The sequence below is a fragment of the Pedobacter cryoconitis genome, from assembly GCF_014200595.1.
Taxonomy (GTDB): domain Bacteria; phylum Bacteroidota; class Bacteroidia; order Sphingobacteriales; family Sphingobacteriaceae; genus Pedobacter; species Pedobacter cryoconitis_C.
Genome location: NZ_JACHCG010000002.1, coordinates 1 through 22,009, shown reverse-complemented (window position 1 = coordinate 22,009; position 22,009 = coordinate 1). Strand labels below are relative to the sequence as shown.

The 22,009-nt window shown below is 40.8% G+C and carries 15 protein-coding genes and 2 rRNA genes; 2 read left to right on the top strand and 15 right to left on the bottom strand.

The features are described from left to right. Nucleotides 1-3: 3 nt before the first annotated feature. From HDE70_RS13955 to gap, 13 genes are all read right to left on the bottom strand, one after another. The gene (locus HDE70_RS13955; protein WP_260160599.1) at nt 4-1,233 is read right to left on the bottom strand and encodes a cell division protein FtsQ; all 1,230 of its coding nucleotides are present in this window, start codon (nt 1,231-1,233) and stop codon (nt 4-6) included. Beyond that, nucleotides 1,226-2,581: a UDP-N-acetylmuramate--L-alanine ligase gene (gene murC, locus HDE70_RS13950; RefSeq protein ID WP_183891016.1), complete on the bottom strand. Its 1,356-nt coding sequence runs from the start codon at nt 2,579-2,581 to the stop codon at nt 1,226-1,228. The genes HDE70_RS13955 and murC overlap by 8 nt, the downstream gene beginning before the upstream one ends. Then, on the bottom strand, nt 2,582-3,694 hold the full coding sequence (gene murG / locus HDE70_RS13945; protein WP_183869545.1) for an undecaprenyldiphospho-muramoylpentapeptide beta-N-acetylglucosaminyltransferase: 1,113 nt from the start codon (nt 3,692-3,694) through the stop codon (nt 2,582-2,584). 10 nt (nt 3,695-3,704) lie between these two features. Then, a complete protein-coding gene (locus HDE70_RS13940) occupies nt 3,705-4,913 on the bottom strand; it encodes an FtsW/RodA/SpoVE family cell cycle protein (RefSeq protein WP_183891015.1) in 1,209 nt (402 codons plus the stop codon). A 2-nt stretch (nt 4,914-4,915) separates the two neighbouring features. Continuing rightward, nucleotides 4,916-6,259 (bottom strand): UDP-N-acetylmuramoyl-L-alanine--D-glutamate ligase, encoded by a 1,344-nt coding sequence (murD, locus tag HDE70_RS13935; RefSeq protein WP_183891014.1) that lies wholly within the window; start codon nt 6,257-6,259, stop codon nt 4,916-4,918. Continuing rightward, complete coding sequence (mraY, locus tag HDE70_RS13930; protein WP_183869548.1) at nt 6,259-7,506, bottom strand: phospho-N-acetylmuramoyl-pentapeptide-transferase; 1,248 nt, start codon at nt 7,504-7,506, stop codon at nt 6,259-6,261. The genes murD and mraY overlap by 1 nt, the downstream gene beginning before the upstream one ends. Then, nucleotides 7,506-8,963 carry a UDP-N-acetylmuramoyl-L-alanyl-D-glutamate--2,6-diaminopimelate ligase gene (locus HDE70_RS13925; protein ID WP_183891012.1) on the bottom strand — a complete coding sequence of 486 codons (1,458 nt, stop codon included), beginning with the start codon at nt 8,961-8,963 and terminating at the stop codon, nt 7,506-7,508. The genes mraY and HDE70_RS13925 overlap by 1 nt, the downstream gene beginning before the upstream one ends. 1 nt (nt 8,964) lies before the next feature. Then, entirely contained in the window at nt 8,965-11,064 is a 2,100-nt protein-coding gene (locus tag HDE70_RS13920) for a penicillin-binding protein (RefSeq protein ID WP_183869562.1), read from the bottom strand. Next, a complete protein-coding gene (locus HDE70_RS13915) occupies nt 11,054-11,482 on the bottom strand; it encodes an FtsL-like putative cell division protein (protein ID WP_183869550.1) in 429 nt (142 codons plus the stop codon). The genes HDE70_RS13920 and HDE70_RS13915 overlap by 11 nt, the downstream gene beginning before the upstream one ends. A 3-nt stretch (nt 11,483-11,485) precedes the next feature. Then, nucleotides 11,486-12,391, bottom strand: coding sequence for a 16S rRNA (cytosine(1402)-N(4))-methyltransferase RsmH (gene rsmH / locus HDE70_RS13910; RefSeq protein WP_183869551.1), 906 nt, complete (start codon nt 12,389-12,391; stop codon nt 11,486-11,488). Further along, on the bottom strand, nt 12,381-12,848 hold the full coding sequence (gene mraZ, locus HDE70_RS13905) for a division/cell wall cluster transcriptional repressor MraZ (protein ID WP_041883311.1): 468 nt from the start codon (nt 12,846-12,848) through the stop codon (nt 12,381-12,383). Before mraZ ends, rsmH begins: the two co-directional genes overlap by 11 nt. A 189-nt stretch (nt 12,849-13,037) precedes the next feature. Next, complete coding sequence (locus tag HDE70_RS13900; RefSeq protein ID WP_183869552.1) at nt 13,038-14,231, bottom strand: phosphoglycerate kinase; 1,194 nt, start codon at nt 14,229-14,231, stop codon at nt 13,038-13,040. 254 nt (nt 14,232-14,485) lie between these two features. Beyond that, nucleotides 14,486-15,478, bottom strand: coding sequence for a type I glyceraldehyde-3-phosphate dehydrogenase (gap, locus tag HDE70_RS13895; protein ID WP_183891365.1), 993 nt, complete (start codon nt 15,476-15,478; stop codon nt 14,486-14,488). Nucleotides 15,479-16,240: 762 nt separating this feature from the next. Between gap and HDE70_RS13890 the strand changes: the two genes are divergently transcribed. Further along, nucleotides 16,241-19,951 (top strand): gliding motility-associated C-terminal domain-containing protein, encoded by a 3,711-nt coding sequence (locus HDE70_RS13890; protein WP_183891010.1) that lies wholly within the window; start codon nt 16,241-16,243, stop codon nt 19,949-19,951. Nucleotides 19,952-20,033: 82 nt separating this feature from the next. Here HDE70_RS13890 and rrf (HDE70_RS13885) read toward each other — a convergent pair. Then, nucleotides 20,034-20,145: ribosomal RNA gene (gene rrf, locus HDE70_RS13885) — 5S ribosomal RNA — on the bottom strand. A 261-nt stretch (nt 20,146-20,406) separates the two neighbouring features. Between rrf (HDE70_RS13885) and HDE70_RS13880 the strand changes: the two genes are divergently transcribed. Beyond that, the gene (locus HDE70_RS13880; RefSeq protein ID WP_183891008.1) at nt 20,407-21,672 is read left to right on the top strand and encodes an aspartyl protease family protein; all 1,266 of its coding nucleotides are present in this window, start codon (nt 20,407-20,409) and stop codon (nt 21,670-21,672) included. A gap of 65 nt (nt 21,673-21,737) precedes the next feature. Here HDE70_RS13880 and rrf (HDE70_RS13875) read toward each other — a convergent pair. Further along, nucleotides 21,738-21,849: ribosomal RNA gene (gene rrf / locus HDE70_RS13875) — 5S ribosomal RNA — on the bottom strand. Between the last annotated feature and the right edge of the window lie 160 nt (nt 21,850-22,009).

Below are 22,009 nucleotides of genomic sequence, written 5' to 3'. Positions count from 1 at the left end.
ATACTAATTATTATCACTGGTGTGTTTTGTTTCTTTTACTGGTTTTGTCGTCACTTTAGCTTTTACTGGCTTTGCTACAGCTGGCTTAATGACGGCCTTTACTGGTTTTTGTCCGGTGTTCACCGGCTTATGCTCAGGTTTCACCCATTTTTTTTGCGGCGTGACTGGCTTGTGCTCTGTTTTCACAGGCTTATGCTCCGGTTTTACGGCCGCAACTTTTGCCGGACGCGGTACAACTTTTACCGGTTTATGGATTACCATCCCTGGTTTTGGCGTAGCTTTAACTACAGCCGGAGTATTCACTTTATCCGCAGATTCCCCCTCTTGAACTCCCTGGGGATTATTTCTAAGCTCTGCTGCAACTTCAGCCCTCACCAGTGAATCCATTACTTTCCTTGCAGAAGCAATTGTTGGTTTTGCAGGCTTAGCCCTGCCAACCGAACCCAATATGGAATCCATGTTGTTCTTTTCACAAACAATCTGATTGGTGTATTTTATGTTTATGGTTTTATAAGTGTCCCAACCTACCTTCGGCATGGCCTCTTTATAAAAGGTCATCAGATTGGTCATTTTCGTTTGAAGAGAATCTGCATTCCCTAAAATGATACGCTGGTTACCCACTCTTGGTATCAATTCAATATCATCTTTATCATTAACAAATATTTGTTCAATTTGTGAGTCCCACAACGTATCTTTTTTCAAAAATAATGCCGTTTTATACAAATCTGAAGCCATTTTCGTAATCAAGGTATCTACCCTGCCACTAAAGTGCTCTAAAATCTTACCATTTGCTACCACTACGTTTGCCGTAAAGTTCGGAGACACAGGCATTTTAAGTCCATTTTTATCAATATAAAAATCCTGTCCGCTTGAACTGATAATTCTCAATAAAGGTTGTCTCTGACTAATTTCAATATGGATTACACCGTCCATATCTGCATAAACTGTAGACAATGCTATATATGGATTTGACTTAATTTTTTCTTCAATTGCGTGCAGGTTAATGTCTTCCAGTTTACGCCCGATCAGCTGTCCCTGGCTCTGTTTCAATATCGCATCAATTTCTTCTCTTTCGATAAAATTATCTGCTCCAGGAATAAGGATTTTTATATTCGTTACATTAACTGTATGTTTTTTTACCGATACAAAGCTCATAAGGGTAACTATTCCGCCAAGACAAAAAATCCAGGCAAAACATTTAAAAACAAATTTCCAGTCAATCCTTTTAAACATTGGTCAAAATATTTTTTAACGGTTGAATCAAAGTATCAATATCCCCTGCACCCACAGTAACCAATAATTCAGGTTGGTTTTCCTTTACATATTTCAGTACCTCTTCTTTCGAATAAACCCCACTGTTTTCAAGCATTAGTTTAGCCCTTAAAAACTCAGAAGTAATCCCTTCCATCGGTAACTCTCTGGCCGGATAAATATCCAGCAGCAACAATTCGTCAACGGTACTTAAAATTTCCGCAAAATCAGCTGCAAAGTCCCTCGTACGGCTAAAAAGATGCGGCTGAAAGACAACAGTCATCTTCTTGTCCGGATACAGTTGTCTGACCGCATGAAAACAAGCACGCAACTCTTCGGGATGATGTGCATAATCATCAATATAAATATGCTTATCCTCTCTCACCACATATTCAAAACGTCTTTTTACGCCTTTAAAATTCGCAACCGCGACTTTCACTTTAACCGGATCAATTCCTAATTTTAGTGCAGCTGCCATCGCTACTGTAGCATTTTCTACATTATGTTTTCCAGGAAGCATCAATGGAATATTCGTAATACTCACATTTTCATCCTGATAATCAAAAACAAAATTCCCCTCTTCTACCCTGATATTTGAGGCCCGGACAGTAGCCGTTGTCTCACTACCATAAGTTATCCCTTCAGCAATCGGTAATCCTTGTTTAAAAAACAAAGTTCCTCCTGGTTTTAACTGTTTTGCAAACAACTGGAATGACTCCTCTAATTGTGCTGCGTCTCCATAAATATCCAGATGATCTGCATCCATAGAAGTAATCACGGCGATATCCGGATGTAAGGTCAAAAAAGAGCGATCATACTCGTCTGCTTCCACCACTACGACATTGTTGTCGCCCAGCAGGAAGTTACTTTGATAGTTCGTCGTAATTCCGCCTAAAAACGCAGTACATCCATAACCGGTATCCGTCAGAATATGGGCTATAATTGAAGAAGTAGTTGTTTTACCATGCGTACCCGCCACAGCAATACAAAACTGTCCTTTACTGATGATCCCCAATACCTGGGAACGTTTCTGTAAATTGAAACCGTTATCCCTGAAATAATTCAGCAATACCGAATCTTTCGGAATTGCCGGAGTATAGACAATCAGCGTCTCCGCCGTTGTCACTTCAAATTCCGAAGGCAATTCACTCAGCACATCCACATAAGAAATCAGAATTCCTTCCTCCTCCAGATGACTGGTCAAAACAGTTCTGGTTTTATCATATCCGCCAACCAGGCAGCCGCGTTTTTTAAAATACCGCGCAAGCGCACTCATTCCGATACCACCGGCACCAATAAAATAAACGCGTTTGATTAAATCCAGTTCCATTTATATATCCTTCTTTACTGCCAGTTTAAATACTTCTCTTGCAATCAGCTCATCAGCTTGTGGCAAAGCCATCTCCCCAATATTTACTGAAAGCTGTTCACAACGAACATCATCTTTTAATAATTCCAGCGCCTCTCTCACCAAAGTATCCTCCGCAGAGCGGTCATTGATTAACAGGGCTGCATTTCTTTTCACTAATGCCATCGCATTTTTAGTCTGATGATCTTCAGCCACATTAGGCGAAGGCACCAGGATTACCGGTTTTTTAATCAGGCAGAGTTCAGCAATTGTTCCTGCCCCTGCTCTTGAGATAATCACATCGGCAGCTGCATAAGCCAGGTCCATCTGGTTCAGAAATTCCAGTATCCGTACATTCGGGTGAAAACTTCCGCCAAGTCGCTCTATAATTCCTGCATAATAATATTTACCGGTCTGCCAGATTAACTGTACATCCTGGTCTATAAAATCCTGCAAATGCTTTTCAATACTTTTATTCAATGTAGCAGCACCAAGGCTTCCGCCTGTTACTAAAACAGTTTTCTTTAACGGATCCAGTTTCAGCAATTCCGATCCGTGGAAACGTTTATTGTAAATCTCGACTACATCTTTACGTACCGGATTCCCCGTTTTCAGGATACGGTCAGCCGGAAAAAACTGCTCCATTCCATCGAAAGCCACACATATTTTCGAAGCCTTTTTCCCCAGTCTTTTGTTGGTCATACCCGCATAAGAATTCTGCTCTTGTATCAGGTATGGAACATTTTTCCAGGAAGCCGCAAATAAAACCGGTCCCGAAGCATAACCACCAACACCCACCACCACATCAGGCTTAAAGGTTGAGATCAACTTCAATGCTTTCTGCATGCTGTCAACCAGTTTAAAAGGTAAACTCAGATTTTTGAGTATTGACCCCCTTTGAATTCCGCTGATATTCAAGCCTACAATTTTGTACCCGGCAGCAGGAACCTTTTCCATTTCCATTCTGCCTGTCGCACCTACAAATAATATTTCACACTCAGGCTCTATGCGTTTGAGCGCATTTGCGATCGCAATGGCAGGAAAAATGTGTCCGCCAGTACCGCCTCCTGAAATGATTATTTTTGTTGGTCTCATTCTATATATTTTATGTCATTGCCGGTAACTCACCCACAATTACTTTATTTACTTTACTTGCTGGTTTAGCTAAATCTTCGCTTAACCCTTTTTTACCATTCTCTTCTACATCCCTGCTTACGCTCAGGATAATTCCAAAAGCGATACTCGTGAAGATCATCGATGTACCACCCATGCTTACTAACGGCAAAGGGACACCAGTTACGGGTCCTAAACCTACAGCTACTGCCATATTTGCAAAAGCCTGTATCGTTAAACTAAAACTCAGTCCGGCTGCGAGCAGTGCCCCGAAAGCCTTCGGGCTCTGCGTCACAATCCTGACGCATCGATAGAGCAGCACCAGGTAGAGGATGATAATGATCAATGCCCCAAACAACCCATATTCCTCCACGATAATCGCAAAGATAAAATCGGAATATGGGTGAGGCAGGAAGTTACGCTGGGTACTATTTCCCGGCCCTTTTCCAAAAATCCCACCAGATGCCAATGCAATCTTCGCCTGATCTGCCTGGTATGTTTTATCTGAATGCTGAGTCTCAGGGTGCAGATAAGAGTTAACACGTGACTTATAAGTTTCACGTCTTGGGCCCAGGAAAACAACAAACATCAGCAGTACAAAACCACCCGCACAAACTACCAGTATTTGTTTGATACTGATCCGGCCTATAATTAACAATAAAATACTTACCCCGAACAACATAAGCGCCGTTGATAAATTGGCTAATGCAATCAAAACAAAAACCACACAAACAGAGCCCATAATCGGGATAAAAGAAGTCTTTACATCTTTAATATTTTCCTGCTTCTTGGTCAGCATCCTGGCCAGAAACGTAATCAGGGCGAGTTTTGCCAAATCGGACGTTTGAAAAGTCAATCCGATAATAGGAATCTTAACCCACCTGGAAGCATCATTTAAGCTCGTTCCGAAAACCAGTGTATAAAACAACAGTGGAATTGTAATAATCATCAGAATTTTTGAAATCCCAGCATAATATTGATAATCCACCAAATGCGCAATATAGATCATACCAATCCCCATCACCACAAAAATCAAGTGTTTGGTGAGCAGTATTTTCTCTACAGTTTTGCCCTGTTTATATGCTAGTGTTCCAGTTGCACTATAAACCGCAAAAATAGAGATCAGAGACAACAGGATTATGATCAGCCATATCCAGCGGTCCCCTTTGGTTTTCTCTAAAAGCGCCTGTACTGTACCCATTGTTATAATTCTTTTACAGCCATTTTGAATTGGTTTCCACGGTCTTCATAATTCTTAAACAAATCAAAACTTGCACAAGCCGGTGACAACAACACGGTATTTCCCTTTGTTGCCAGGTGATAAGCTACTTGTACAGCTTCATTTGCAGAGAACGTATTGACAATAATTTCCACATCATCCTCAAAAGCTTCGTGAATACGTTTATTATTTTTACCCAGGCAAACAATAGCTTTCACTTTTTGCTTTACCAGGTCTTTCAGCATATCATAATCATTACCCTTATCCACACCACCCATAATCAGGATCACGTCCGTATTTACACTTTCCAGCGCATACCAGGTAGAGTTTACATTGGTAGCTTTTGAATCATTGATATAATCCACACCAGAAATCTTGGCAACATGCTCCAACCGGTGTTCAATATTTTTAATATCTCCCATACTCTCTCTGATAGTCGCATTGCGGATTTCCAACACTTTAGCGACTATGCCCGAAGCCATAGAGTTGTAGATATTGTGCTTGCCTTGTAAAGCTAACTCTGAAATTGACATGGTTAAATGGTCTTTTGGATTTATATTGATATGAATATTGTTGCCTTCCAGATAAGCTCCGCCTTCTACCTTTTTACGAATAGAGAAAGGGCATTTCTGTGAATTTACCTTCGTGCTTTTTAAAGCTTTCAGGATTTCTTCATCATCGGCACAAAAGATAAAATGATCTTCAGGTCTCTGATTCTGTACGATACGCATTTTTGAAGCTGCGTAATTTGTCATTTTGTAATCGTACCTGTCCAGATGGTCAGGCGTAATGTTTAAAAGTACAGCGATATCAGCTCTGAAATCATACATATCGTCCAGCATAAAGCTCGATATTTCCAGTACATACCAATCGAAATTCTCTGTGGCTACCTGAGCTGCAAAACTATGTCCTATATTACCGGCGAGGCCTACATTCAAGCCCGCTTTCTTAAGGATGTGGTAAGTCAGCATTGTGGTGGTCGTTTTACCATTTGACCCGGTAATACAAATAGTTTTTGCTGTTGTATATCTCTTAGCGAACTCAATTTCTGAGATCACCGGAATGTTTTTCTTCTTCAGTTCTTTGATAATAGACACAGAATCAGCAATTCCAGGGCTCTTGATCACTTCATTTGCATTGATGATCGAGGCAACCGTATGCTGCTTCTCTTCAAAAGCAATATTCAGTTCTACCAATGTTTCTTTATACCGGTCGGCAATAGCCCCGAAATCTGAAACAAAAACATCAAAGCCCTGCTTCTGTGCCAGTATTGCTGCACCTACACCGCTTTCACCAGCTCCAAGTATGACGATTCTCTGCTTTTCCATTATCTCAGTTTTAAAGTGATTATGGTAATGATGGCCAATAATATTCCTACAATCCAGAAGCGCGTAACAATTTTCGCTTCATGGTATCCTTTTTTCTGATAATGGTGGTGCAGTGGTGACATCAGGAAGATCCTTCTGCCTTCTCCAAAGCGTTTTTTCGTGTACTTAAAGTAAGATACCTGGAGCATAACCGAAGTTACCTCAATCAGGAAGACCCCGCATAAAATCGGGATCAGCAGTTCTTTCCTGATCATAATCGCCAGTGCAGCGATGATACCACCAATCGCCAGACTTCCTGTATCCCCCATAAAAACCTGTGCAGGATAAGAATTGTACCATAAGAACCCAACACAAGCACCTACAAAGGCACCTGCAAAAATCATCAGCTCCCCGGAATTGGGGATATATAAGATATTCAGGTAATCCGCAATCACTGTGTTACCCGAAACATAGGCCAGTAAGCCCAGTGTAATGCCTATAATCGCAGAAGTACCCGTTGCCAGGCCATCTATCCCATCCGTTAAATTCGCGCCATTAGAAACCGCCGTAATGATAATCACTACAAAAAGGATAAAAACAAAAACCGCATATTTCTCATAACCAGGGCCTAAAAATTTAAGCACCTTCGCATAATCAAACTCGTTATTTTTATAAAAAGGAATATTGGTAATCGTTGATTTTACATCCTGCGTGTAATAGAATTTTTCCCCTTTTTGTCTAAGGACCATCGGTGCCGCATTTTTGCTCACCCCGGTTTCATCCACAGTTTGTCTCACTACGATATTAGGATTGAAATACATTGTCCAGCCAATGATTAAGGCTAATCCTACCTGTCCGACAATTTTAAACCTTCCAGCAAGCCCTTCTTTATTTTTCTTAAATACTTTAATATAATCATCCACAAAACCTACCGCGCCCATCCATACTGTAGTGACAATCATCAGTAACACGTATACATTGGTCAGGTTGGCCAGTAATAAAGTTGGGATCAGAATACCCATCAGAATCATCACCCCACCCATCGTTGGTGTGCCTTGTTTCTGCATTTGTCCTTCCAAACCTAAATTCCTTACTGTTTCCCCCACCTGCATTTTGTGCAGATAGTTGATAATTCTCCTTCCGAAAACAGTGGTAATAATCAACGAGATAATAATCGCCAGTGAAGTACGGAACGTAATATACTGGAACAACCTTAAGCCAGGGAATTCGTAATGTGCGTTTAAATATTCAAATAGATAATATAACATTAGCTGATTAAGTTTAATTGTTCCATTAACACTTCTTTATCATCAAAATGATACTTTACTCCATTGATATCCTGGTATTTTTCATGTCCTTTACCCGCAATCAGGATGATATCACCTGGTCTGGCTAAATGACAAGCTGTTTTTATAGCTTCTTTACGATCTGCAATCGTTAATGTTTTTCTGCGGTTAGTTGGTGATACACCAGCTTCCATATCCGCCAGAATCTGATGCGGATCTTCCGTTCTTGGATTATCTGAGGTCAGGATTACTTTATCACTCCAGTCACAAGCTACCTGAGCCATCACCGGACGTTTAGTTTTATCTCTGTCACCACCACAACCAATTACTGTGATCACCTGCTCTGTACCTTTTCTGATGTCATGAATCGTACTCAATACATTCTGAACAGCGTCAGGCGTATGTGCATAATCCACCAGGCCAATAATCTGTTTTGAATTAGGTACTTCTTCAAATCTGCCTTCAGCACCTGTTAAGTTGCTCAATAGCGTTAATACCTGAAGTTTATCCTGGCCTAATAACATGGCCGTACCGTAAACAGCAGCCAGGTTATACGCATTGAATGAACCTACCAATTTAAAAAACACATCAGTATGGTCAATTTCAAGATTCAGACCACTGAACCTGTTTTCAATAATGCTTACTTTATAATCAGCCAGTTGCTTTAAAGCGTAGGTCTTTTTAGAAGCCTTCGTATTCTGAAGCATCACCATCCCGTTTTTATCATCGGCATTGGTCAGGGCAAAAGAACCTTTCGGAAGGCCGTCAAAAAATGATTTTTTCGCTTTAATATAATTGTCAAACGTCTTATGAAAATCAAGGTGATCGTGTGTGATGTTTGAAAACACACCGCCTGCAAAAGTCAATCCTTCTATTCTGTGCTGCACCATCGCATGAGAACTTACTTCCATAAAGCAGTAAGTACAACCCAGCTCAACCATTTGCTTCAGCAGCTGGTTCAGTGCCAGTGGATTTGGTGTAGTATGTGTCGCCGCAATGATTTTATCATTTACCTGATTTTGTACCGTAGAAATTAATCCGGTATGGAAACCAAGGCTTCTGAATAACTTAAATAAAATAGTTGCAATAGTTGTTTTACCATTTGTTCCGGTAATCCCAACCAGTTTCAACGAAGAAGAAGGGTTTCCATAATAATTGGAAGCCATAATCCCCAAAGCCACCGAAGTATTTTCTACCACGATATAAGTCACCTCGGGATTTACCTCTGCTGGTATCTCTTCACAAATAATAACTGTTGCTCCGGCAGCAATAGTCTGGTTAATAAAAGTATGTCCGTCTGATAAAGTTCCCTTTACTGCAAAAAATACAACACCTTGCTGTACCTCACGTGAGTCAAACGTAAGCGCACTAATTACCCTGTTGGTTTTTCCAACCAGGTTTTTAATCGCCACTCCATATAAAACATCCTGCAACTGCATCTTATTTCAATTCTAATTGTACCAATAATCCTCTTCCAATCTTCATCCCTGAGGGAATCGACTGGCTTATTACTTTTCCACTTCCCTTCACCTGTGTTTTTAAACCGGCGTTTCCTAAAAGATATAAAGCATCTTTTAAGCCCATTCCGCTTACATTAGGCATCATGCCTTTCACAGAACTATATTCCTGGTAAACAATCCCGTTGCTGGTATCCACACTATTGAAATAGTCAGATTTGGCAGCATAAAGGGCTTTTATTCCCAACGCATTGTAAACACTTTTCACTGCTTTACTCTGTCCTGCTTTCGCTTCCGGACTTTTCGTGTTTCCAACCAGGTGGTCAGTCACATTGTTATACATTTGCACATCACTTGCGTAAATACGATCTGCAATTTCTTTAAATACCGGCCCGGCAACTGATCCACCGTAATACCCGTTTTTTGGCCCGTTGATAGAAACCATAATCGAGTACTTAGGCTTATCAGCCGGGAAGTAACCACAAAAAGAAGCCTGATAACTTCTCTTAGCTTTATAACCTTTATTTCCATCCGCCACCTGTGCAGTACCAGTTTTTCCAGCTACCCGGTAAAACGGTGAGCCCATCAGTTTACCAGTACCTTCTGTGACCACGCCTTCCAGCATCGCCTGTAATTTTTTAACCGTAGCTTCAGAACAAACTTTTTCACTGATCACCCGCGCATGAAACTGCTCAATCGGGTTTCCCAGCCTTCTGATTTCTTTTACAAAAATTGGTGCTATATATTTTCCATCATTTGCGATGGCATTATAAAACGTCAAAATTTGCAGCGGGGTAATCTGCATTTCATACCCATAAGCCATCTGCGCCAGGGTCAAACCACTCCATGACTTAAAAGAAGGGTTTTTAATGACCGGTTTTGTTTCTCCGGTAATTTGCAGTTTCAGTCTTTCATTCATATGGATCCGGTATAAATGATCTGTAAACTGCTTAGGATCATCTTTATAAGCGCTATAAACAAATTTGGCCACCGCGGTATTTGATGAAACTTCAAATGCCTTTTTAGCAGTTACCACTCCTACGCCCCCGTGAGAATCTTTTATATTATGGTTATAAAGCCTGTAAACTCCATTTCCAGTATCCACTGTCGTGTTCGTATCTATTTTTTTATCTTCCAGTAAAGCCATATAAGAGGCCAGCTTAAAAGTAGATCCCGGATCCTGGCTTCCACCTATCGCGTAATTGAACATTTCCTTATAAACCCCTTCACTCTCCCTGGTAAAATTCGCAACTGCCCTGACTTCACCAGTCGCCACTTCCATCAAAATCACTGTCCCGTGATCTGCATCACTTTTAATCATTTGCTTCTCTAATGCACTCTGCGCCAGATCCTGCATATTGATATCGATTGTAGAAATGATATCAGCTCCTTCTTTCGGTGCAATTTCAGCCTCATCGTTAACCGGCATCCAGACACCACCAGCAATACGTTGTACTAGTCTTTTACCACTTTCCCCATTAATATAATTGCCGTAAGCACCTTCCAGTCCTACACCGTTGGAAACGTTTTCATTTTTATATCCGATCGTCCTTTTTGCCAGGTTCTGAAAAGGTAAAATCCTTTTATTCTGCTGAATGGCCATCAAACCACCGCTATACTTTCCAATATTATACAATGGGAAAGTTCTTAATTCTTTGAGCTGCTGATAATTCACTTTACGCTTAATCAATAAGTACCTCACGCTATCTGCTCTGGCAGTACGCAGCATACGCGAATATTCCTTTGGCGTTTTATCCACAAAAAACTGTGAAAGTTTCATAGCCAGAGAATCTACTTTAGCATAAAAAACTTTATTCTCACTAATTCCGCCAGCGTACAAATCCATTCTCAATTCATACTCCGGTACAGATGTAGCTAACAGGCTTCCATCATTAGAATAAATATTACCACGTGCAGCATCCACATTGATATACTTTGTAGAGAGACTATCGGCCATGGCACGCCATTTATGCCCCTCTACAAATTGTACATCGCATAATCTGACTAATACTGCCACGGCAAGCAGTACAATCAGTCCGAAGGACAGATAAACACGTAATAGTATGTTAGCTCTAATGTTCATCATTACTTATGATAATTTTTTTAGGAGGCTCTGTTAGCTCCTTAATGCCTAACGTATCTACTTTTTTAGCTACTTCTGTTAACTTGCTTTTGAACATTAAATCGGCTTTCAGTGATTTATATTCCCAGCTTAGTTCTTTTACTTCTTTATTCAGTTTATCTATATCTCTTATATTCTTAACCGCCATATGGCTGTTTGCAATGTAAAGCATTGTCAACAGCGACAAAAAGATAAGAAAAGGCAACATGGCAGTAGCGGCTTCTTTAGTCACTACGCCATCCACAAAAAGCTTTTTAAAGAAAAGGTTAGCATTTTCAGACTCCTTCTTTTCTTTTTTAGGCTTCTTTAAGCGAATTACCGGTTCTTCTGGTAATTCCTCTTCGTCCTCTACCTCATCTGCTCTGAACTGGTTGTTCATATCTTAGATCCTTTCTCCAATTCTCAATTTTGCACTTCTGGACCTGCTGTTTCTTTCCAGCTCGTCCTGCTCAGCAATCACTGCTTTACGCGTAATCACTTTATATGGCTTTTCTTCATTACCAAAGAAGTCTTTATCTGCTTCCCCTCTGATCTTTCCTTTAGCAATAAAATTCTTTACCGGCCTGTCTTCCAGTGAATGGTAAGACATCACTACCAATCTGCCACCCGGGCTTAACACCTCAGCAGTTTGTAATAAAAAGCTTTCCAGTACTTCGATCTCCGCATTGACTTCGATACGTAAGGCCTGAAATACCTGTGCCATGTATTTATTCTCTTTTCCTTTAGGGATGTGCGCACCCGCGGCAGCTTTAAAATCAGCCAGGGTTACAATAGGCTGTCCTGCGCGGGATGTTACCACCGCTCTGGCCAATGATTTCGCATTTTTAACCTCCCCGTAGATCCCAAATATTTTATGCAGTTTATCTTCAGTATAAGTATTCAAAACATCAGCAGCAGTAAGCTTGCCTTGTTTATCCATACGCATATCCAAAGAAGATTCGAAACGGGTAGAAAAGCCTCTTTCAGGCTCATTAAATTGATGTGAAGAAACACCAAGGTCAGCCAGAATGCCATCTACCTGCTTATAGCCCAGCAAACGAAGGTTGTTTTTTAAGAAAGCGAAATTCTGATCAACAAATAAAAAGCGGGGATCATTAATCTTGTTACGTTGGGCATCAGGATCCTGATCAAAAGCGATGAGTACACCGTCTTTGCCCAGTTTAGACAAGATTTCTCTTGAATGGCCACCTCCGCCAAAAGTAACGTCCACATATACGCCATCGGGTTTAATATTTAACCCATCAATACATTCCTGCAAAAGTACTGGCACATGATAATTATTTTCCATCTTCCCCCCTGTTTTTATTTCCCATCACTTCTTCCGCCAGATTTGCAAAATCTTCCGGCTCACTATCCAGTAAATTGTCGTACGCAGTTTTAGACCAAAGCTCTATTTTATCAAACTGACAAGACAGGATTACTTCGCCATCTATACCTGCAAATTCCAATAATGACTTCGGAAGATTGACTCTACCCGAAGCATCCAGCGTCAATTCCGTCGCACCACGTGTAAAAAACCGGATAAATTCTCTCGTTTTTTTCTCGTACTGGTTCAGTTTACTCAGCTCTTCCACTATTCCTTCCCATACTTTTTTAGGGTAGATCACTAAATGCTTTTCAAAACCTCTGTTTATCACAAGTCCCTCTTGCTCAACGTTTGGCAATTGTTTTTTCAGATTCGAAGGGACCATCATGCGGCCTTTCGTATCCAATTTACAATCAAATTCTCCAAGTAGTTGAACCATTTTAGTATCTACACTTTTTATGTAGTGTAAAAATAGACACTTCTACCACTTTTTACCACAATCTACCACAAAAAAGTTATCAACATAAATTATGTCCCACATTCTACCACCATACATGCAAAAAGGCCGCTTTAAAAAGCGGCCTTCGAAAAGGATCGTAATCCTGTGGAAATTTTATTGGTTTTAACCTTATCCGTTAATAGCCTTAACACCAGGCAGTTCTTTACCTTCCATGTATTCAAGCAATGCACCACCACCGGTAGAAACATAACTCACTTCATCTTCCAGGTTAAATTTCGCGATTGCAGCAGCAGAGTCACCTCCGCCAATTAAAGAAAATGCACCATTTTCTTTCGTAGCCGCCACAACAGCATTGGCAACTGCGCGCGTACCCTGCTCAAAATTAGCCATTTCGAAAACACCCATCGGGCCATTCCATAATAAGGTTTTTGATTTTTTAATTACTTCAGAGAAAAGTTCAACTGACTTAGGACCAATATCCAATCCCATCCAGTCTGCCGGGATATGACCTGCATCAACATTTTTCTTTTCAGCGTTATTGTCAAATTTGTCTGCGATAACAGTATCCAGTGGTAAAATGATATTTACACCTTTTGCTTTCGCTTTTTCCAGTAATTGCAAGCAAAGTTCCATACGGTCTGCTTCCAATAAAGAAGTACCGATTTCACCACCTTGTGCTTTACTGAAAGTATAGGCCATACCACCACCAATAATCAGGTTATCTACTTTTTCAAGTAAACTTTCGATTAAAAGGATTTTGTCTGATACTTTCGCGCCACCCATAATTGCAGTGAAAGGTTTCTCTGCATTGTGGTTAATTTTCTCTGCATTTTTCAACTCTTCTGCCATCAGGTAACCGAAGTATTTTTCTGTAGGGAAAAACTCAGCGATAATTGAAGTAGAAGCATGTGCACGGTGAGCTGTACCAAAAGCATCATTCACATATACATCACCCAATTTCGCAAGTTTAGCTGCAAAATCTTTATCTCCTTTTTCTTCTTCTTTGTAAAAACGAAGGTTTTCTAATAATAAAACCTGTCCCGGAACAAGGTTTTTGGCTGCATCAACAGCAGAAGCACCAATACAATCATCAGCAAATTTAACTTCAAGATCAAGCATTCTTGATAAATCACCTAAAATATGTTTCAGCGAAAATTGATTTTCAGGACCTCCTTTTGGACGGCCTAAGTGTGACATTAAAATCACAGCACCACCATCATTCAAAATTTTAGTGATCGTTGGTAAAGCAGCACGCATTCTTTTGTCGTCTGTAATATTGAAATCTTTATCCAAAGGCACATTAAAATCTACCCTTACTAAAGCTTTCTTATCCTTGAAATCACATTGGTCAATTGTTTTCATCTTGTATCTAATTTTTAGGTGTTAAAAAAGTCAATCACATCATCAACGATGGATCACAACTTTTATGTTATAAATTTATTTTTCGGCTATTTGGCTAAACCTATCAAAATGCGGGCCTGCTCCTGGAATTTCGAATTCCTCAGAAATAACTTCAAACCCTGATCTGCTGTAAAAACCTACAGCAACAGTCCTTGCATTACACCAAATATAAGCAGCATGAACCGATCTGAGCTCATTGATTGCAAAAAAAACTTCTAATTACGATTTTCTGAGATTTTAAGTACCAGATCTACCAGTCTTGCAGAATAACCAGATTCATTATCATACCAGCCTACTACTTTAACCAGGTCACCTACGATAGAGGTAAGTTGTGCATCAAAAATACAAGAATGCTGATTATCCAGGATATCTACGGAGACAATCGGATCTTCTGTATATTCCAGTACGGTTTTCATTTCGTTTTCAGCAGCCGATTTAAAAGCTGCATTGATTTCTTCTATGGTAGCTTTCTCTTTAAGAATACAGGTAAAATCAGTCAGTGAACCGTTTAATACCGGAACACGGATACCTGCTCCTCCGAGCTTGCCTTCCAGATGAGGGAAGATATTGGTTATTGCTTTTGCAGCTCCTGTACTGGTAGGTATAATCGAAGCAGAAGCAGCTCTTGCTCTTCTTAAATCTTTATGTGGTGCATCATGGAGGTTTTGATCACCAGTCATGGAATGTATCGTGGTAATATAACCATCAAGAATCCCCCATTTATCATCGAGGATCTTTACCATTGGCGCTACATTATTCGTGGTACAGGAAGCGTTGGAAATGATCTCTGCACTTAAGTCAAGGACTGAATCATTCACTCCCAGTACAAACATAGGAATGTCTTTATCTGCCGGAGCAGAGATTAACACCTGTTTCGCACCTGCCAGCAAATGTTTGCCCGCTCCTGTTCTGGTTGTAAATTTACCAGTAGATTCCAGTACGATATCTATGTCTAAAGCTTTCCATGGCAGATTTTCCGGCTGGGCTTCGCGGTAAACGTTAATTCGTTTTCCGTTAATAATCAGCGCTTCCTGATCAAAAGTTACTTCACCTTTAAAACCACGGTGAACCGTATCATATTTAAAAAGGTGCGCTAAAGTTGCCGGATCACCAAGATCGTTTATAGCGACCACATTGATATTTTTTTCCAGTGCAGTACGTAAAAATTTACGTCCTATCCTGCCAAAACCATTAATTGCTAATTTCATTTCATTTTCAATTGACGGCACAAAACTAGGTATATTCTTTGGGCTTAACTTATGATATTTCATTGTTTTACATCCAGTTTATAGAGTGCCTGAATGATAAGGGTTTAAAATCAGGATCATGGCAGATTGTAAACTTTGACCCTAGTAAAACAGCACATGTATTCGTAAATTAATATGATGAATAACCAATCATGGAGCAGCCGAAAACCTGAAAAAGAGTAGGCATAAATTAAAGTTTTCTGATCTCTTTTTGATTTATAAAAGAATCGTTTATTATGGCAAAAGCATGGTATTTGTATAACTCGGGTAGCATATTTGCAAGCAGTAGTTATACTATTTTTAATCCTATTGATTTTAATGCTGCACCGCCCTGTCCAGATGGGTGCATACTCTGCGCAATTAAATCAACGACTGGGGCTCCTGGAAAACCAATAAACCCTTTATCTAATAATGTCTTTCTTTATCTTACGAATTTCATGATAGCCCAAAGATTACAACCAATTCTAACTGATCCATATGTGGTGGGTAAGGGATCTTGCTAATTACAGAGTAACTGAAACCCCTGGAAAGATCCCGACATTAAGATAAATGATTTTGATCTATCTTATTGATTTCTCCAGGGATTTCATTTGCTATAATGTTTTAGTTTTTCCTTTACAATAAAACACATATATCACTGTAAATGAATTTATTAATAAAATACTATAATTTTAAATCTTATCATTAATTTCATTCAAAATCTATTGATACGCTCAGTAAAGAATGAAAAGAATATCTCTACTTTTAGTGCTGTTTTTTTTATGTTCAGCACTACAGGCACAAGTCTGTGGCACACCAGGGCTGGACGGGCCGATGAGTGTTTATTCTCTACCCACGGCAGCGAATTATTTGAGTACCATAAATACTTATTTCCCGCCGAAGTCAGATATGAGCTTACCAGCGGGGGTAAAAATTGTAGCGCTTGACGCGGTATTCAATAGCACCTATCAAGGTGTTAGTTACGGCATTATACCTATTCGTGCCGGGGATATATTATTGATTATCCAAATGCAGGATGCAACCATACAATACACTAATGATGCTTTTTACGGTTCAAATAATGATAAAGCAGGGAATGATGGGCTTGGTGGTACAGGCTACACCAGTCTGGGCAATACTGGCAAGTTTGAATATGTAATTGCCACCAATGCCGTTCCACTTGCCGGGGGCATTTTAACATTTAAAGGAGCCGGACCAGGAAAAGGCACCGTTAATACCTATACCAATGCTACTGCAACCCCCGATCATGGGGCAAGGACATTTCAGGTTATCCGGGTTCCTCAGTATTCTAATCTGAGTTTACCCAACAACATCTCCCCCTCTTACTTTAATGGAAAAACAGGAGGTGTCATTGCATTTGACGTATCGGGAACAATGAATTTGAATGGTTTTCGAATAGATGCCTCAGGAAGTGGTTTTCGGGGCGGATTTGGGCCAGGCGGCGTTTCACCGAGCAGTGTCCCTGGTGGCTATGTCACACTTTCTACAGACAGCCACGGTTCCAGTAAAGGGGAAGGAATTGCCGGTACACCAAAGGATGCGCTGAAGAGGGGCGTTCCGGGCTATGGGGCTTTAGGAGAAGGGCTGCCCGCAGGTGCCTATGGCAAAGGGGCTCCAGGTAACGCCGGCGGCGGTGGGAATGGATTTAATGCCGGTGGTGGCGGTGGTGGGAATGGAGGTGCAGGTGGTGTGGGTGGTAATGGAACTATCTCCTTAAATATAAATGATTCCTTCCCAAATGGTGGGAGACCCGGTTCGGCAAGTTATGCCCCATTAGCCCCAGAAATGAGCAGGTTAATGATGGGCGGAGGTGCCGGTGCTGGTGCAGGAACTGATTCAGGAGGAGAATCTGGTGGTGGGATCATCCTGATAAATGCTGGCCGGATTATAGGTACGGGTAAAATACTGGCAAATGGTTATGACGGATATGCCGCTCATCACGATAACTCTTTTGACGGGGCCGGTGGTGGAAATGCAGGTGGTACGATACTAATAAAAGTTACCAATCCTGATCCTTCAGCAAGACTTATCATTGAAGCTAAAGGCGGTAATGGAGGGAATACAATAGCTAACCAGGGTGGCCCCGGTGGTGGTGGCGGAGGTGGTGAGGTTTTCTATTCCCTTCCCCCCGCTTCAGTCAATATAGACGTAGGGAAAGGTACAGCCGGATTTATAGATGGGACTAATTCGCATCAGTTTGCTGAAGATGGACAGGATGGACACGCAGTTCCCTTTACAATATCAAGTCTGCCGTCTTATATACAAGGCGGAGGAGCTTTCTGTTATCCCGAACTCAATACGGTAATTACCAATGTTAGTTCCCCGGGCGTTCAATATGCCGGAGCTACGGTCAGCTACCAAATCAATACTACTAATTATTCTGGTGGGGGAACAGCAGCAGGTGTGCAAATCCAGGTGAAACTTCCCACTGGATTTATGTACAGTTCGGCAACCGTTACCTATACAGGAGACGCCAACGGGCCAGTTAAGCTCAAAAATATCAGCAAAGATACCAATCAACTCTTATTTGGGAACTTTAACATTTCCCCAGGAGATCAGGTCCAGCTTACCCTGACCGCCAGTATTCCTTGCGGTACGAAAACAGGAATTTATAGAAGCAATGCCCAGGCCCTGTACTTAGATCCTACGCGGACATTCGCTGATACTGTCCGCAAAATTACCCCTGTTTTAAATGCTTTCGCTGGCAGTAACACTTCTTATGAGACAGGAATTTCCGGCCCGGTGGCCGGAAGTAATTATAACGGTAATCTTTCTACTACAAGTGATGTAACTGTAGGCGTGCCTAATATACAAAACGAAATTAAGGCTCCCCTGACTACGACATTTTGTACGGAAGGAAACCCTGACCTGATTGAAGGAAGTTCAATCCTAGCAGGAATCGATTCTTATACTTACCAGTGGCAATCTTCTTCGGATGGAATTACCTACCAGGACATTGCAGGCGCTATGGCCAAAGATTATACCCCACCCCTGATTCAGCAAACCATATACTACCGCCGGGCTATATCCTACTCTGGCTGCACCATTACACAGTTAATTAGTAATGTTGTGAAGTTCAATGTAATTATGCCACCTGATGCAGTGGATTTTGATATGCCAGACATTTGTTTAAAAGATGCTTCGGCAAAATTTAACAATAAAACAATAGTTACTGATGATGCAGCTAACCAGATTACTTATTTGTGGGATTTTGGAGATCCCGGTTCGGCGAACCCAACCGCTACAACAAGGGATGGACAGCATGTTTATACCCATACCGGAGAATACCTCACCAAACTGACCGTATTCAGAAATGGCTGTGGCCGTACCCTAACGAAAACATTCCGCGTAAACGGCAGTGCGCCAAAAGCCGGTTTTACCGTGAAAAATAGTAAGGCGCTATGTAGTGGCAGAGAAGTTTTATTCGAAGATCACGCAACAGTAGATTTTGGCGAGATCACCCGCATTGACTGGTATTATGATGCACAAAATAATCCCACGGTTGTGGAAACAGACAACAGTCCGGGGTTACGGCTTGCCACGCCAAAGTTATACAAACACCTATATCCCGTATTCAATACCCCAGCCACTAAAGTATTCCAGGTACGAATGGTGGTTTATTCCGGGCTTTCCTGCATCGATGAACAGACTATCACAATTACTTTACAGGCGGTACCCGACGTGGTTTTCGGTGCCATACCAACATCAGTATGCAGTTCAGTCTCCCCCTTTCAGCTCACCCAGGGCAGAGAGGCTTCCGGCCAATTACCAGGTAAGGGTATTTATACCGGGGACGGAGTCAGTTCTTCCGGTCTGTTTGACCCTAATGCCGCAGGTACAGGAAAACATACTTTAACTTATTCATTTACGACGGACAATGGCTGCTCTTCAGTCGCCAAAACACAGGATATTATCGTTTTTAGTACGCCAGCTGTAGATGCCGGGAAAGACCAGGTGGTTTTGGAAGGCGGAGAAGTACAGCTGACAGCGATAGTAACTGCTTCACCCGATTTAACTTTAAGCTATAAATGGACGCCGTCAACAGGACTGGATAAGGATAATATACTTAATCCCGTCGCCTCACCTTCAAGGGATATTACCTATCAACTGACAGTAACAACGCCCCAGGGATGTTCTGCTACAGATGATCTTTTTGTACATGTTTTACAAAATCCGGAGATCCCCAATACCTTCACTCCCAATGGTGATGGTATCAATGATGAATGGAATATTAAATATTTGAGCAGTTATCCCAAAGCTACCGTCAATGTGTTTAACAGGTATGGCGCAAAAGTATATAGTGCAACTGGTGCTGCAAAGAGCTGGGATGGGAAATATAACGGTGAATATGTGCCTGTAGGGGTATATTATTATGTGATAGATCCAAAAAATGGAAGGAAAATTCTCTCGGGTTCCTTAACAGTTTTAAGATAATTGAAAGTTATTAAGCCTGCTTACCCTGATAAAAAGGTTATAAACAAGAAAAGCCTGTAGTTTCCTACAGGCTTTCTTTAAGATTTGGCACCGACCTACTCTCCCACGTGTTACCGCAGTACCATCGGCTCTGGTGGGCTTAACTTCTCTGTTCGGAATGGGAAGAGGTGGACACCACCGATATAGACACCTAAATATTTTTGAACAATCCCTGCTAATGCAGTTCATGTTTTTATGTCTTATTGATGGCTCAAAGATAGCTAAAAATATCACATTAGCCCTATAAATAACAAATTATTCAATCTTAGCTTAACAATTATTTTTTGTATATTTAATATAAAGAATTTCTAACCAAATATACTTCTTGTTCCTAAGCTTAGCGTTCCCCGGCTTTCATTGGGGTATATCTGTCTTATATTTTTCAAAAAGCATATTTTCTGGAAATTATAATCAGTATGATGATGATCCAACGACGCTCCAGGAAAATTAGCTATGCTCAGTTATTGCTTACCGGAGGCGTAATGATATACCTGCTGTTTGTAATAGCTCCTCCTGTGTATGCACAGAAATTTGAGTTCAGCGGAAAGCGGAAAAAACAGTCCATCTCTTTTACCTTAGTCAAAAACCTGATCATCGTTCCACTCTACATTAATGGAAAAGGTCCCTACAATTTTTTATTGGATACAGGTGTGGCGCAAATGATTATTACAGATACCACTTTTCTGGAGAACCTTGATCTTAAAAGAGCTCAGACTGTGAAAGTTCAGGGTTATGGTTTCGGTGACAATATCGAAGCTGTTTTAACCAGGAATATCAATGCCAGAATAGGCAGAGCTACCATCAAAAATATTCCTACAGCAATCTTTAAAAAAGACATCTTCGACCTGTCCAATTATCTTGGTATTAAAATTCACGGTATACTGGGCTACTATTTCTTTAATAGCTTTACCGTGAAAATCAATTATTATACGAATAAACTTACGTTTTATAATCCCGACACCAAAATTGAGCACAAAGGGACAACTATTCCGATACAGATCACAGGTGGGAAACCTTATTTAAACACAGAAATACAGACGAATGAACTAGGCACTATAAATGTTGACCTGCTAATTGATAATGGCTCCAGCCATCCGCTAATGATGGAATCTCTGAATGATAAACCCTTTCCATTGCCATTAAAAACAATCCCTGCTAATCTCGGTGTTGGAATTAACGGTATTATCAATGGCTCCATGGGCAGAATTGCTGCTATTAAACTTGGAACTTATACTTTCAATGAAGTGCTGACAGGCTTTCCAGAATATAATACTGAACGCTCTGCAATGGAAGGAAGACCGCGAAATGGTAGCCTGGGTTCTGATATACTCCGGCATTTTGTAGTTACGTTTGATTACACAGGCGGATTTTTATACCTGAAGAAGAACAATAATGATATTCCAAAATTCGAGCATGACATGTCTGGTCTTGAAATTTACGTGATACAAGGAATTAAAGACCGCTATTACATCGGCAGAATTGAAGTTGGTTCTCCTGCGGAGGAAGCCGGGTTGAGAGAAAATGATGAAATTACTGCTATAAATTTTGCCAGTGTTATACACTATAAACTGAATGATCTGACAGAGATGCTAAAAGATCGTAATGGGAAACAACTCTTGATTGAGATCTATAGAGGTAACGATAAGCACGTTGTACTGCTCAGATTAAAAAAACGTATTTAGAAATATCTGTACAAAAATGTCCTATAACAAGAAAAGCCTGTAGTTTCCTACAGGCTTTCTTTAAGATTTGGCACCGACCTACTCTCCCACGTGTTACCGCAGTACCATCGGCTCTGGTGGGCTTAACTTCTCTGTTCGGAATGGGAAGAGGTGGACACCACCGATATAGGCACCTAAATGTCTTTATCCAGCTTTTGTTTATTGATCGCTTTTTACAGCAATTGCTCGATTGATATTGTTAATGTTTGTTTCGCTTTGTCCACTGCGGACCCGGCTATCAAACGATGACATATTATTGAAAGAAGTTAGTTATGAAGAACAAACAACAGTTTATTGC